Source organism: Prauserella muralis (assembly GCF_003202285.1).
GTDB classification, from domain to species: Bacteria; Actinomycetota; Actinomycetes; order Mycobacteriales; family Pseudonocardiaceae; genus Prauserella_B; species Prauserella_B muralis.
Genome location: NZ_MASW01000001.1, coordinates 1,364,202 through 1,377,764, shown reverse-complemented (window position 1 = coordinate 1,377,764; position 13,563 = coordinate 1,364,202). Strand labels below are relative to the sequence as shown.

Genomic DNA, 13,563 nt, shown 5'->3' with positions numbered 1-13,563 from the left:
CAGACGGGCCTGCCCGCAGGGCGGCGCGCTACGCCGACGGGGCGAGCGCCAGCTGGCGCGCCTGGCACACGATGCGGCCCTGCGCGTCCACCACCGTGGCGTCGGAGTCGAACCAGGAGTCCTGGATCGACCGGCAGTCCACGTGCACGCGCAGCCAGCCCGGCGCGGGACGGGAGCGCACCAGCGCGGTCAGCTGCGCCGTGGGCACCCAGCCGACCCTGCCGAGGTTGAACACCACGGGCGGGTTGATGTCGCCCGCGAGCAGCGCGAAGAAGGCGTCGGCGTCGCCGTCCCTCGGCCGGGCCCACAGCCGCAGCCGGGGCGGGTCGCCGGTGCGCCCGACGAGGAACCCCGCCGTGGCCGGATCCACCCGCACGTCGCAGCCCTTGGCCAGGTGGAACATGCCACCGGAGCTCTCGCTGGACAGCGTGATGGCGCCGGGGGGCGGCTCCGCGGGCAGCGCCGGTGCGTCGTTCCACACCGGCCGCCGCGTCGGCAGCCTGCCGACCGTCACCCTGGCCTCGACGCAACTGCGGCCCCGCTGCTCGAGTCCGACCGCCACCACGGTGGCCCTGCGGCCGATCTTGCGGATGTCGGTGCGCAGCAGCACCGGCCCGACCGCGGGCGGGCGGAGGAATTCCGTGCTCACCGCCATCGGGTCGGCGGCCTCTCCGCGCTCGGCGAGCGCGGCCACGCCCGCCTTCGCCAGCAGAGCCATCAGGAATCCCCCATGCGGGTGGCCTCCGATGGACCACTCCTGGCGCAGGTCGGCGGTGAACGTGCCGTCGCCGAGCGAACGCACGGCGACCGCCGCGCCGAAGGACGTCGGCTCGAAGTCCACGGTGCTCACGAACGGCCGACCAGCACTCGGCAGCAGGTGGGGCGGGCCCCGGGACCCGCTACGTCTCTCGACGTCGCATCCCGGAACGGCTGGTCACCGGACGGTACGTACGCGCGCACGGTCTCCCCTTCCGCCGCCGGCCGGCGCTGCTCACCAGGCCGGACCTCATACAGCAAGGCGAACGGCTCCACGGAGAGAACTGTACGTGTGACAGAGAGGAATCGGGTGTGTGCCCAAGCGAACAGTTGATCTTGAGGCGGGCTCACTGGCCGAGGTGCAGGCGGGTGAACAACAGGGACTCCGCCAGATCCGCGACCCGGCGATCCCTCGTGCGCGCGCTTCGTGTGTTCACCTCCAGCACGATCTGCCCGCTGAACGCGTTCCCCGCGAGGTGTTCCAGCAGCTCGGCGCAGGGCTGAACGCCCCGGCCGGGCACGAGGTGCTCGTCCTTGGGCGCGCCGGTGCCGTCGGCGAGGTGGACGTGCGTCAGCCCCTCACCCATCCGCTCGGCGAGCTCGAAGGCGTCCATGCCCGCCGCCGCCGTGTGCGACAGGTCCAGCGTGTAGTGGGCGTAGCCGACGTCGGTCGGATCGATCGACGGCCGGAACGCCGACACCCGGCTGGTGCGGCCACCACCCGGCGGACGGACCTTGAACATGTTCTCCACGGCGATGTCGACGCCGCTGCTCTCCTCCAGCTCCGCCACCAGGTCGGCGAAGTAGTCACCGTAACGGCGCTGCCAGCGAAAGGGCGGATGCACCACCACGGTGCGCGCCTCCAGCTCCATCGCGGCCTCCACGGAACGGCGCAGCCGCACGACGGGATCCGGTGACCAGACGCGCTGGGTGATGAGCAGCGACGGCGAGTGCACCGACAGCACCGGCATCCCGGTGTCGCGGCTGTGCTTGCGCAGCGTCGCGACGCTCTGGCTCTCCGGATCCGCCCACACCATCACCTCGACGCCGTCGAAGCCGAGCGACGAGGCGATCTCGAAGCCGGTGCCCGCACGCAGCGGCCAGACCGACGCCGTGGACAGTCCGACGGGGATCGCTGCGCTCACGCGCTACCTGGAGACGAGCAGCAACGCGGCGGGCGACACGGTGACCACCAGTCCCACCAGCAGGGCCAGCACGGTGGTCTGCAGGTCCTCCGCCCTGCGCACCTTACGGACGATCCACACCAGCCCGACCGTGGCGACGAGCGCCGCGACGAGCGCGGCGGCAGGCAGCTGGCCCCACAGCCAGTTGAAGCCCAGCCACACGGCCGCGCCACCCGCGACGCCCAGCGCGAGCTGGCCCGCCAGCGCGAGCCACTGCTTGGCGGGAGAGGCCTCCTCGTCGGCGTACTCCGCCTCCTCGGCGGGCTCGTCCTCGTAGTCGCCGTAGTCCTCGTCATCGGCCTCGTAGTCGCCGTAGGACTCGTCGTACGGGTCGTCGTAGGCCGGGTCCCGGCCGCCCTCGCCGAGCGGGTCGTCGTCGAGCACACCGGTGCGGAACGGCGCACCCGCACCGTCGGCGTCCTCGTCGTCGAAGTTCGGGACGTAGAACCCGGTGGGCGGGCCCTCGTCGGCGTCCTCGCCGGGCCGCCCCTGCGGGGCGGGCGCGTGGCCGGGAGGGCCGCCGGGGGGCACGGCAGGCATGACGCCCACCTCCGTGTCCTCCAGCTGCGCGTCCCGCTTGCGCATCCGCCAGCCAGCCAGTCCGGCAGGCGGCTCGTCGGCGGCGGGACCGGCGTCGGCGGGCGTGGCCTCCGGGCCCGCCACGGCCGGGAACTGCTCGGTGTTCGGCTCGGGCGGTGGGGGCGGAGCGCCCCTCGGCGGTCTGCGCCGCCTCGGCGGCAGGCCGAAGCCGCCCGTGCCCTGTGGCGGCGCGGGCGGGGGTTGCGGCGGCTGTTCGGGGGCGGGCGCCTCGCCGAGGCCGTCCAGCCGTGCGGCCAGGGTGCCCTCCGCCGTGGGCGGCGGCTCCGGCGGCGAGGAGGGCGCCACCGGCGGCACCCTCCGGGTGGCCGACCGGCGATCGTGCTGTTCGGCGGGCGGCGGAGCCACGCCACCCGCGGGCGGGGCCACCCCGTTGGCGGGCGGGGCCACACCGTTCGCGGGCGGAACGCCGTTGGCCTGGCGCGGCGGCAGTGGTGGCCTGCCCGCGTCCTCCGGTGGCGGCACGGGATAGCCGCCGGTGCCCTGGGCCGGGGCGGGTGGCACGGCACGCGGTGGGCGCCGCCGTGCCGGGGGCTGGGGTTCGCCCTGCTCAGGTGCGGGTGCGGCGCCGTTGCGTGGCTCCGCGGGCGGAGGCCCCTCGGAGCGCACCCGGTCGATGATCGCCTGTGGCGCCGTGTCGCTGATGCTGCGCTCGCCCGGCTGCCGTGGGGCGTCGTCGTCCTCGGCAGCGCGACGCCGCCGGCGGCGCGGAGCGCCGCCGACCTGGCCGCCATGCTCGGCGAGTAGCTCGGCCACGGTCTTCTGTGGCCGGCCGCCGTCGCTGTCTCGAGTCATCCTTTCCACCGTGCCCGTCGCGCGTCGTCTGCGTCCAGTGGGAGCACAGCCCCCACTCCCCACCCCACGTCTAGTGTGAACCCAGGCGTCATTCGTGCCGACCCTGGCCGGTCAACAATGCAGTGTGATCGGTGCCGTTCGCATGGTCCAGCCGCCGAAGGATCACACCTTCTCGCAGCGCCCAGGGACAAATCTCCAGGACCTCGAGTGACAACGCTCGCATCGTGGCCTGCGCCACGAGGGCTCCGCCGACGAGCTGGTGGGCCCTGCTGGAGCTGACGCCCTCCAGCTGCGCGAGGTCGGCCGACGACATCCGGGAGATGAACGCGATCAGCTGACGCAGGGCCGTGTCGGTGAGCACCCTGCGCACCCGCGGCCCGGCCGCCGACGGCGCGGCGCCGGTGAGCCTGGCCAACGAGCGGAACGTCTTCGAGGTCGCCACGGCGCGGTCGGGCTCGCCGAGCCGCGTGACCTTCTTCGCCAGGTCGGCCAGCTGCTCCTCCAGCCACGCCGAGGTGTCGACCAGCTCGGAGCGGGTGGGCGGGTCGTGGCTGAACCGGGTGCGGGTGATGCGGCCTGCGCCCAGCGGCACGGACTCGGCGAGCGCGGGCTCCTCGTCGATGCCCATCGCGACCTCCAGCGACCCGCCGCCGATGTCCAGGACCAGCAGCTTTCCCGCCGACCAGCCGAACCACCTCCGCACCGCGAGGAAGGTGAGCCGCGACTCCTCGACACCGGTGAGCACCTGCAGCTCGACGCCGGTCTGCTCGGTGACCTTGCGCAGCACCTTGCCCGCGTTGGCGGCCTCGCGCACCGCGGAGGTGCTGAAGGCCATCAGGTCCTCACAGCCGAGCCGGTGAGCGGACTCCTTGGCCGACTCCACGGCCCGGACCAGGTCGTTCACGCCCTCCTTGCCCAGCTCGCCGCGCGCGTTGATCCGCTCGGCGAGGCGCAGCACCGTCTTCTCGGAGTGCATGGGCGTGGGGTGGGCGCCACGATGGGCGTCCACGACCAGGAGGTGGACCGTGTTCGACCCGACGTCGAGTACCCCTAGGCGCACGAAAACCTACGGTACCCGGCCGCGCGTTCAGCTTTCGAACTTGTAGCCAAGACCGCGCACGGTCACCAGGTGCCGCGGCGACCCCGGATCCGGCTCGATCTTCGAGCGCAGGCGCTTGACGTGCACGTCGAGGGTCTTGGTGTCGCCGACGTAGTCCGCGCCCCACACCCGGTCGATGAGCTGGCCGCGGGTGAGCACCCTGCCCACGTTGCGCAGCAGGTACTCCAGCAGGTCGAACTCCTTCAGCGGCAGCGACACCTCGCTGCCACCGACCGTCACCACGTGCCGCTCGACGTCCATCCGCACCGGGCCCGCGGCGAGCACCAATGGGGTCAGCTCGCCCTCCGAGCCGGGCTCCCCGCCGCGGCGCAGGACGGCGCGCACCCTGGCGATCAGCTCCCGCGCCGAGTACGGCTTGGTGACGTAGTCGTCGGCGCCGAGCTCGAGGCCCACGACCTTGTCGATCTCGCTGTCGCGTGCCGTCACCATGATCACCGGCACGGTCGAGCGGTTGCGCAGCTGCTTGCACACGTCGGTGCCGCTCATCCCGGGCAGCATGAGGTCGAGCAGCACGATGTCCGCGCCGTTGCGGTCGAACTCCTCCAGCGCCTCCTGCCCGGTGGTGGCCACGGCCGCCGTGAAGCCCTCCTTGCGCAGCAGGAAGGCCAGCGGGTCGGCGAACGACTCCTCGTCCTCGACGATCAGCACCCTCGTCACAGTGTTCCTCCCTGTTCGGTGCTCTCCTGCCCGGTCGCGACGAGCGACTCGGACTCCTGTCGCGGAGTCTCGGCGGGCGCCTTGCCCGCGGTGACGTGCGCGGGTATGCGCAGCGTGAAGGTCGAGCCGACACCGGGGCTGCTCCACAGGCGCACCTCACCGCCGTGGTTCGCGGCGACGTGCTTGACGATCGCGAGCCCGAGGCCCGTGCCCCCGGTGGCGCGGGAGCGGGCCTTGTCCGCGCGGTAGAACCGCTCGAACACGCGCTGCTGCTCCTCCTCCGCGATGCCGATGCCGCGGTCGGTGACGGCGATCTCGACGAGCGAGGTGTCGGCGAGCCGCCTGCTGATCGACACCGGGCTGCCCGCGGGCGAGTAGGCCACGGCGTTCTCCAGCAGGTTGCTCAGCGCGGTGACCAGCAGCGTCCGGTCCCCCTCGACGAGCAGGCCGCTCGGGCCGTCCGTGGTGACGGTGATGTCGGCGGCCTCGGCGGCGAGCCTGGTGCGGCCGAGGGCCTCCCGCACCACCGCGTCGACCTCCACGACGTTGAGCTCCGGCAGCTTCTCGGCGCCCTGCAGCCGCGACAGCGCGATGAGCTCGGTGACGAGCTTGCCGAGCCGGGTGGACTCGCGCAGGATCTTCTCGCCGAAGCGGCGGACCTCGTCGGTGTCCTCCGCAGCGTCGAGCACGGCCTCGGCCAGCAGCGCGATGGCGCCGACCGGGGTCTTGAGCTCGTGGCTGACGTTGGCGACGAAGTCCCTCCGAGTGGCCTCGAGCCGCACGGCCTCGGAGTGGTCGACCGCCTCCACGACGGTGAACCCGTCGCCGAGCGGGCGGACCTCGCCGAGCACCGCCTCGGGCTGCCGCCCGCGCACCGCCAGGGGCGACAGGTCGATCTCCAGCGGTTCGCCGGTCTGCACGACCTGCTCGGCGGCCTTGCGGGCCCTGGCGTCGGCCTGGCCGACCCGGACGAGCCCGAGCGCGACGGCCCTGCGGTTGTGCAGGACCATGTCGCCGAACCGGTTGAGCAGCACGACGCCGTTGTTGGACGAGCGGACGAACCGGTCGAGCAGCTCGGCCGTGGAGGGCCCGGAGGGGGTGCGCTCGGCGACGCGCGATCGGGTGCGGGCGAGGAGAAAACCGATGACGGCACCGACCACCAGCGCGGCGGTGGCCAGCGCGAACGAAGCGGTCGCCGTCACGGGGGCATCGTAAGCATCGAGGTAGCCCATTGGCCTAGTCCTGGCAGCGTTCTCGTGATGGCCATGACACCTGGGAGGCGCATGTTCGCCGCTGCTTCAGGATCAGTTTACGTTCCGGTCGCTCTCCGTCGACGTACCCGCAAGATCACGTCATTCGATCGGGGCGAGTTCCACCCCAGCCGTTCCGGAGCGTCGCCCTTGCGTGGCGAGAAGCTCCCGAATGCGGCATTCGCTCCACTGGATGGACCGAATGCCGCATTGGCTCCATCCAGTGGAACAAATGTGGCATTGGGGAGCTTTGGGCGGCGGCTCGGCATCAGCGGCCCTGGTTGGCTACCGCGGCGGCGGCTTCCTTCGCCGCCTGGGGGTCGAGGTAGGTGCCGCCCGGGTTACGGGGCTTGAGGTCGGCGTCGAGGTCGTAGCGCAGCGGGATGCCGGTGGGGATGTTCAGCCCGGCGATCTCGGTGTCGGAGATCCCGTCGAGGTGCTTGACGAGGGCACGCAGCGAGTTGCCGTGCGCGGCGAGGAGCACGGTCCTTCCCGCGCGCAGGTCGGGCACGATCGCCGACTCCCAGTAGGGCAGCAGCCGGGCGACGACGTCCTTGAGGCACTCGGTCATCGGCATCTCGGCGCCCAGCCCCGCGTACCGGGCGTCGCCGTCCTGGCTGTACTCGCTGCCCGGCTCGATGGGCGGCGGCGGCGTGTCGTAGGAGCGGCGCCAGAGCATGAACTGCTCCTCGCCGAACTCCTCCAGCGTCTGCTTCTTGTTCTTGCCCTGCAGCGCGCCGTAGTGGCGCTCGTTGAGCCGCCAGTCGCGCCGCACGTCGATCCAGTGCCGGTCGGCGACGTCGAGCGCGATGTTCGCGGTGGAGATGGCGCGCCGGAGCAGGGAGGTGTGGACGACGTCCGGCAGCAGTCCCGTCTCGGCCAGCAGTTCACCGCCGCGCCGCGCCTCGGTCTCGCCCAGCTCGGACAGCGGCACGTCGACCCAGCCGGTGAACAGGTTTTCCGCGTTCCACGTGCTCTGCCCGTGTCGCAGCAGCACCAGAGTCCCAAGTTCGGCCATGCTGCTCAGCCTGCCAGAGGGCCCGCAATGCACCAGTGGCTGCCCGTGTCCACCGGGCTTCTACTGACAGTGTGGCACGCGCCGAACGGTCCCTCACTCGATTGCTGAGCGAAACGCCAACAAGATTTCAGCCGGGTTAACGAGGTCGCATTGCGTTAACGATCGCGGCAAAAATCACCCTATCGGGTTAGTGGGTAGTCTTGTGATTACAGTCCCGAGTCTGACAAGTTGACTACTAACCCGCCCGGCCGGAAACCACGCACTCCCCGGTCGGCCGCGGGCGCAGGCGCAGCTCGTCTCCCCCCTGCCGAGCTGCGACCCGCCGGCCCCGTTGGCATCCCCCTCGCCACCGGGTCCATCTGCGGCGGGAACGTCAGCGGGGCGGCTCGAGTTCGCGACTCCCCCCTCCCTCGAGCCGCCTCGCGACGTCCCGGCCGGTCCGGCCGGGTGCGCTCGTGTCTCAGTCCCCGGTCAGCGAACCGGGACGGTGCCCGTCGGCGGGCTCCACCAGGTGCTTGAAGGCCTGCAGGTTGGCCAGCGACTCCCCGCGCGACACCCGCCAGTCCCACTCCCTGCGGATCGAGCCGGCGAAGCCCAGCTCCAGCAGCGTGTTGAAGTCGCCGTCGGCCGCCTCGAGCACCTGCCCGAGCAGCGTGTCCAGCTCCTTCTCGGTCACCGTGTCCAGGCCGAACCGGCCGACCAGGTAGATGTCGCCTGCCTCGTCGATCGTGTAGTGCACGCCGTAGAGCCTGGCGTTGCGGCGGAGCAGGTAGCGGTAGACGTCCTCGTGGGCCTCGTCCGGCCTGCGGCACACGAACGCCTCGATGGCGAACGAGTGCTCCCTGGCGATCAGCCAGCAGTTGGTCTGCAGCTTCTTGACGCCGGGCAGTGTGACGAAGTACACACCGTCGCCCTTGCGGTCGTAGGTCAGCTCCGCCGAGTCGAGCGCCGAGCGGATCGTCGCGTCGATCGTCACACCGCCACCTCCAGCGCCGCGTCGCGGAACGCGGCCGTCGCCTCCGAGTACGCCTCGAGCAGCGTGTCCGTGGTGCGCGCCCAGGAGAACCTGCTCGCGTGCCGCACCGCGCCGCGGGCGAACTCGGCGTGGGTGGCCGCGTCCAGCGCCACGCTGCGCAGGGCCGTGGCCCAGTCCCCCGCCCGGTGCGAGGGCACGAGCAGCCCGGACACCCCGTGCCGCACGGCCACCGGCAGGCCACCGACCTCGGCGGCGACCACCGGAGTGCCGCAGGCCTGCGCCTCCAGCGCGACGAGCCCGAACGACTCGTTGTAGCTGGGGACGGCAACCACGTCCGCGGCTCGGTACACGTGCACCAGGTTTTCCCCGGACTGCGGCGGAACGAACCGCGTCAGCTCCCCGATCCCGAGCGAGTCCGCCAGCTCCCGCAGCGCCTGGGGCTGCTCCAGCCCCGTGCCGGACGGGCCACCGGCGACCAGTACCACCAGCCGCTCCCGCAGCGTGGGGTCGTCGGCGACCAGCTCCGCGGCGGCCCGCAGCAGCACGTCCGGCGCCTTCAACGGCTGGATGCGGCCCGCGAAGGCCAGCACCACCGCGTCCCGCGGCAGGCCCAGCGCGGCCCGCGCGGCCGCCTGCGAGCCCGGCCGGAAACGCTGCAGGTCCACGCCCGGCGACACGGTGCGCACCGCGCCGGGGTCGGCGCCGTAGAGCCCGATCAGCTGGTGCGCCTCGACGGCGGTGTTGACCACCAGCCGGTCGGCCTCGGCCACCACCTGCTCCTCCCCGATGACCCGCGTGCGCGGCTCGGGGGTGTCGCCGTCGGCGAGCGCGGCGTTCTTCACCTTGGCCAGCGTGTGGGCCGTGTGCACGAGCGGGACGCCCCAGCGGTCGCGCGCCAGCCAGCCGACCTGCCCGGACAGCCAGTAGTGCGAGTGGATGAGGTCGTAGTAGCCGGGCTCGTGAAACGCCTCGGCCCGCAGCACACCCGAGGTGAACGCGCACAGCTGCGCGGGCAGTTCGTCCCTGCTCAGCGGCTCGAACGGACCCGCGGGGACATGCCGTACGAGCACGCCCGGCGCCAGCTCGACCACGGGCGGCTGGTCGGAGGACGTGGCCCGGGTGAACACCTCGACGGCGACACCGCGGCGGGCCATCTCCACCGCGGTCTGCGAGACGTAGACGTTCATGCCACCGGCGTCTCCGGTGCCCGGTTGCTCCAAGGGCGAGGTGTGCACGGACAGCACCGCCACCCGGCGCGGCTGCGTCGCCGGCCGGTACCAGGAGATCGTCACCGAATCACCTTTCTGCTCGGGCACCGATCGCGCGTTCCCCGGCGAACCGCAGGAGCGTGGTGTTGAACTCCCGAGCGGCCTCGGCGAACGGTAAATGGCCTACACCAGGCAACCAACGTGATTCGGCCCCGGGAATCTTCCCGGCCGCGTACTCACCGGCACTGACGTCCACCACCGCGTCCTCGGTGCCGTGCAGCACGAGCGCGGGCACGTCGACCGCGGCGAGGGCGTCGGAGCTGTCGACGTCGCGGCGGAACAGGGCGGACCGCACCGACGGCGGCACCGTCAGCGAGGTGCCGAGCAGCGCCTGCGCGAGCGGGCCGGGCACCGGGTCCGAGGCCATGCCCGTGCACAGAGCGCTGAGCGCGGGCAGCGCCACCGCGGGGTCCTCCGACAGCGCGTCCGGCAGCGCCGCGCGCATCGCGGGCCCGACCCTGCCGCCGGGGTGGCCCTTCCCGATCTCGGTGATGGCGCCGGCCAGCATGATCCCGGCCAGGTCCCTCGTGCCGTGGACGCGCAGGTAGTCGGCGATCACCAGGCCGCCGTACGACCAGCCCACCACGACGGCCGGCTGCCCGGCGATGCCGAGCACGGCCGCCAGGTCACCAGCCCAGGCGACGGGATCGTCGTACCCGCCGCGGGGCACGTCGGAGGCGCCGTGCCCGCGGAGGTCGAGCGCGACGAGCCGGAAGCGCCGTCGCAGCTCCGGATCGGCGAACTGCGCGTCCCACGCCCGGGCCGACTGCGCCCAGCCGTGCACGAACACCACCGCGGGCGCCGTCTCGGTTCCCTCGACGCGCACGCCGATGCGGACGCCGCCGGCGCCGACTACCTCGGTTCTCATCTGCCTACCGGATCGCCTACAGGGCCGACATCGACTTCCAGGTCTCCCAGTCCAGCAACCAGTCCATGACGTCCGAGGTCGTCGGGAAGTTCGCCTTGGATCCGGTGATCTCGACCGGGTCGCCGATCAGCGCCGAGTCGAAGTAGGCCTTGGCATCGGCCTCGAACAGGTTGATGCACCCGTGCGAGGTGTTCGCCTTGCCGATGTTCGCGCGGTTCTCCTCGTTCTCGTGGATGTACTCCCCGTGGTTGGAGATCCGGCAGCACCACTTCTTCTTGACGTCGGTGTAGCCGTACCGCTCGTTGTCGAAGATCGAGGTCGGCTCCTTGGTCATGACGATGACGGTGCCGTTGGGCGTGTTGAGGTTCGGGTCGGCGTCCTTGCCGTTGCTGCACGGGTAGTTCGCCACCTCGGAGCCGTCGCGGTAGACCCGCATCCGGTGCTCCGGTGTGTGCACCTTCACGACCTGGTTGCGCCCGATCACGAACTTGGTGCTGACGTCGGCCTTGCCGTAGGCCCCGCCGCCGTAGTGCACGCCGTAGAGCTTCGCGGTGACCGTGACCTGGGTGCCCGCGGGCCAGTACTCCTTCGGCCGCCAGTCCACCTGCTGGTCGGAAAGCCACGCCCAGGAGCCCTCGACCTGGTTCGACGTCTCGACCGTCAGCGCGCGCTGCGCGGCGGCGCGGTCGGAGATCGGCGCGGCGAACTTGACGCTGACCGGCATGCCGACGCCCACCTCGGCGTCGTCCACCGGGTTCAGGGTGGCGCGCACGACGCTGGCCGGGTTCAGCGTGGCGAAACTGCCGGTGAGCTCGGCCACCTTGCCGTCGGTGCCCTTCGCCTTCGCGGCGTAGGTGTAGGTCTTGCCGTAGCCGAGCGGCTCCGTGCTGGTCCAGGTGGTCTTGGCCTCGTCGAGCTCGCCGGCGACCTCGCCACCGTCGGCGTTGGTGACCTTCACCTCGCTGAGCGCGCCCTCGCTGACCTTGACGGTGACGGGCTGCAGCACGGAGACGTCCTTGGCGTCCACGGCGGGTTCGACGGTGATCTTGGCCTTGGGAGGCAGGTTGGCCGGGTCCACCGTGGCCTCGCCACCGGTGGTGCCCGAGCAGGCGGCCAGCAGCCCCGCCGAGCCCGCCGCCGCGGCGGCCTTGAACACCGTGCGCCGTTCGATCACGCGTTTTCCTCCTGTAACACCACAGCACCCACGACGTGCACCCCGAATGCGGGCGTGAGCAGTCCAACGTTACCTGGCAGCATGCAGCCATGAGCACGCGAACCGCTGTCATCACCGGAGCCAGCGCCGGCATCGGCGCGGCGACCGCCAGGGCACTGGCCAAGGCGGGCTTCCGCGTCGTACTCGGCGCCAGGCGTCTCGACCGGCTGCAACCGCTCGCCGAGGAACTCTCCGGGATCGCCTGTGAACTGGACGTCACAGACGCCGACTCCGTTGCCTCGTTCGTCGCGCGGGTCCCAGAATGCCACGTACTCGTGAACAACGCCGGGGGCGCGCGCGGTCTGGAACGCGTGGAGGACGCCGACGAGGAGAACTGGCGCTGGATGTGGGAGACGAACGTGCTGGGCACGCTGCGGCTGACCAAGGCGCTGCTGCCCAAGCTCGTCGCGTCCGGCGACGGCCACGTCATCACCGTGACGTCGATCGCAGGGCACGAGGTCTACGACGGAGGCTCGGGCTACACGTCGGCCAAGCACGCCCAGTCGGCGCTGCACCGCACGCTGCGCTCGGAGCACCTCGGCGACCCGCTGCGGCTCACCGAGGTCATCCCGGGCCTGGTGGAGACGGAGTTCTCGCTGAACCGGTTCTCCGGCGACGCCGAGCGGGCCTCGAAGGTGTACCAGGGCGTCGAGGCGCTGACCGCCGACGACGTGGCCGACGTCATCGCCTTCGCCGCCACCCGGCCCTCGCACGTCAACCTCGACCAGATCGTGCTGAAGCCCCGCGCCCAGCTCAACGGCAGCCGCATCCACCGCGACTGACGGCGCTCACAGGGAGCAGTTGATGAGCAGCGGCTCGGGGTGGAGGGTGACCCCGAACCGGGCTCGCACGCCGTCGCGCACCTCGCGGGCGAGCGTGAGCAGGTCGGCGGTGGCGGCGCCGCCCCGGTTGGTCAGGGCCAGCGTGTGCTTGGTCGACAGCGACACCCGGCCGCCGGGACCGGGGTGGCCCTTGCCGAACCCGGCCCGCTCGATGAGCCATGCCGCGGACAGCTTCACCCCGCCCTGCGCGGGGTACTGCGGCACCGCCACGTCGGCACCGACGACCTCGGCGATACGGGCGAGCACGCCCGCGACGTCGGCCTCGGGCACGATCGGGTTGGTGAAGAACGAACCCGCGCTCCAGGTGTCGTGGTCGGCGGGGTCGAGCACCATGCCCTTGCCCCTGCGCAGCGCGAGCACGGCATCCCTGGCCTCGGTGACGGGCACCCGGGTGCCGACCTCGACGCCGAGCGCGCGGGCCAGCTCGGCGTAGCGGATGGGAGCCGAGAGTCCGTCGTCGCTCAGCGTGAACCGCACGCTCAGCACGAGGCCGGTGTCGGTGCCCTTGAGCACGCTCGTGCGGTACGCGAAGCCCAGCTCGGACGCGGCGAGGGTGCGGATCTCGCCGCTGCGCCGGTCGTACAGCTCGATGGAGTGCAGCACCTCGCTGATCTCGCAACCGTAGGCGCCGACGTTCTGGATGGGGGTCGCGCCCGCCGAGCCGGGGATGCCGGACAGGCACTCCAGGCCGCCCCTGCCCTCGGCGACGGTCGCCGCCACGTAGGCGTCCCAGTCCTGGCCCGCGGCCACCGTGTCCCCGTCCCAGCCGGTGGTGCCGATGCGCACGACCGTCCCGGGAAAGCCCTCGTCGGCCACCACGAGGTTCGACCCGCCGCCGAGCAGCAGCACCGGCTCCCCCGCGGCGTCCAGCTCGCGCACGGTGTCGACGAGACCGGCCGTGGTCTCGGCCACGACGAACCGGCGGGCCGGGCCGCCCAGCCGCAGCGTGGTGTAGCCGCGCAGGGCGTCCTGGGTGGACGTTTCGACAGTGCTCACGCCCCGCAACGGTACTGTCATGG

Annotated in this window: 13 protein-coding genes; 1 reads left to right on the top strand and 12 read right to left on the bottom strand. The window is 72.1% G+C overall.

Going from position 1 to position 13,563, the window contains the following annotated elements; all coding sequences use genetic code 11:
* Window positions 1–28 precede the first annotated feature (28 nt).
* The 11 genes from BAY60_RS07550 to BAY60_RS07495 form a co-directional block, all read right to left on the bottom strand.
* Window positions 29–850 (bottom strand): thioesterase family protein, encoded by an 822-nt coding sequence (locus BAY60_RS07550; RefSeq protein ID WP_112280042.1) that lies wholly within the window; start codon window positions 848–850, stop codon window positions 29–31.
* Between the two features lie 253 nt (window positions 851–1,103).
* Window positions 1,104–1,901: a sugar phosphate isomerase/epimerase family protein gene (locus BAY60_RS07540; protein ID WP_112280041.1), complete on the bottom strand. Its 798-nt coding sequence runs from the start codon at window positions 1,899–1,901 to the stop codon at window positions 1,104–1,106.
* A gap of 3 nt (window positions 1,902–1,904) precedes the next feature.
* The gene (locus BAY60_RS07535) at window positions 1,905–3,332 is read right to left on the bottom strand and encodes a hypothetical protein (RefSeq protein ID WP_112280040.1); all 1,428 of its coding nucleotides are present in this window, start codon (window positions 3,330–3,332) and stop codon (window positions 1,905–1,907) included.
* An 88-nt stretch (window positions 3,333–3,420) separates the two neighbouring features.
* Window positions 3,421–4,392: a Ppx/GppA family phosphatase gene (locus BAY60_RS07530; protein WP_112280039.1), complete on the bottom strand. Its 972-nt coding sequence runs from the start codon at window positions 4,390–4,392 to the stop codon at window positions 3,421–3,423.
* 27 nt (window positions 4,393–4,419) lie between these two features.
* Window positions 4,420–5,109 carry a response regulator transcription factor gene (locus tag BAY60_RS07525; RefSeq protein ID WP_112280038.1) on the bottom strand — a complete coding sequence of 230 codons (690 nt, stop codon included), beginning with the start codon at window positions 5,107–5,109 and terminating at the stop codon, window positions 4,420–4,422.
* Window positions 5,106–6,341, bottom strand: coding sequence for a sensor histidine kinase (locus BAY60_RS07520; RefSeq protein ID WP_170160326.1), 1,236 nt, complete (start codon window positions 6,339–6,341; stop codon window positions 5,106–5,108). Before BAY60_RS07520 ends, BAY60_RS07525 begins: the two co-directional genes overlap by 4 nt.
* 286 nt (window positions 6,342–6,627) lie before the next feature.
* A complete protein-coding gene (locus BAY60_RS07515) occupies window positions 6,628–7,377 on the bottom strand; it encodes a phosphoglyceromutase (RefSeq protein WP_112280037.1) in 750 nt (249 codons plus the stop codon).
* 460 nt (window positions 7,378–7,837) lie between these two features.
* Window positions 7,838–8,353: a type III secretion system chaperone family protein gene (locus BAY60_RS07510; RefSeq protein WP_112280036.1), complete on the bottom strand. Its 516-nt coding sequence runs from the start codon at window positions 8,351–8,353 to the stop codon at window positions 7,838–7,840.
* Entirely contained in the window at window positions 8,350–9,645 is a 1,296-nt protein-coding gene (mshA, locus tag BAY60_RS07505) for a D-inositol-3-phosphate glycosyltransferase (protein WP_112280035.1), read from the bottom strand. The genes BAY60_RS07510 and mshA overlap by 4 nt, the downstream gene beginning before the upstream one ends.
* A gap of 4 nt (window positions 9,646–9,649) precedes the next feature.
* On the bottom strand, window positions 9,650–10,489 hold the full coding sequence (locus BAY60_RS07500) for an alpha/beta fold hydrolase (RefSeq protein WP_112280034.1): 840 nt from the start codon (window positions 10,487–10,489) through the stop codon (window positions 9,650–9,652).
* Between the two features lie 16 nt (window positions 10,490–10,505).
* On the bottom strand, window positions 10,506–11,663 hold the full coding sequence (locus BAY60_RS07495) for a L,D-transpeptidase (protein WP_112280033.1): 1,158 nt from the start codon (window positions 11,661–11,663) through the stop codon (window positions 10,506–10,508).
* An 89-nt stretch (window positions 11,664–11,752) separates the two neighbouring features.
* Between BAY60_RS07495 and BAY60_RS07490 the strand changes: the two genes are divergently transcribed.
* Window positions 11,753–12,484: an SDR family NAD(P)-dependent oxidoreductase gene (locus BAY60_RS07490; protein ID WP_112280032.1), complete on the top strand. Its 732-nt coding sequence runs from the start codon at window positions 11,753–11,755 to the stop codon at window positions 12,482–12,484.
* Between the two features lie 6 nt (window positions 12,485–12,490).
* Here BAY60_RS07490 and BAY60_RS07485 read toward each other — a convergent pair whose 3' ends face one another.
* Window positions 12,491–13,540 (bottom strand): UDP-N-acetylmuramate dehydrogenase, encoded by a 1,050-nt coding sequence (locus BAY60_RS07485; protein ID WP_112280031.1) that lies wholly within the window; start codon window positions 13,538–13,540, stop codon window positions 12,491–12,493.
* Window positions 13,541–13,563: the final 23 nt, after the last annotated feature.

Bases quoted from the DNA above. Each gene is read 5' to 3' on its own strand.
- BAY60_RS07535 (WP_112280040.1), bottom strand. From the start codon at position 3,332: ATGACTCGAGACAGCGACGGCGGCCGGCCACAGAAGACCGTGGCCGAG.
- BAY60_RS07500 (WP_112280034.1), bottom strand. From the start codon at position 10,489: ATGAGAACCGAGGTAGTCGGCGCCGGCGGCGTCCGCATCGGCGTGCGC.
- BAY60_RS07490 (WP_112280032.1), top strand. From the start codon at position 11,753: ATGAGCACGCGAACCGCTGTCATCACCGGAGCCAGCGCCGGCATCGGC.
- BAY60_RS07515 (WP_112280037.1), bottom strand. From the start codon at position 7,377: ATGGCCGAACTTGGGACTCTGGTGCTGCTGCGACACGGGCAGAGCACG.
- BAY60_RS07520 (WP_170160326.1), bottom strand. From the start codon at position 6,341: ATGGGCTACCTCGATGCTTACGATGCCCCCGTGACGGCGACCGCTTCG.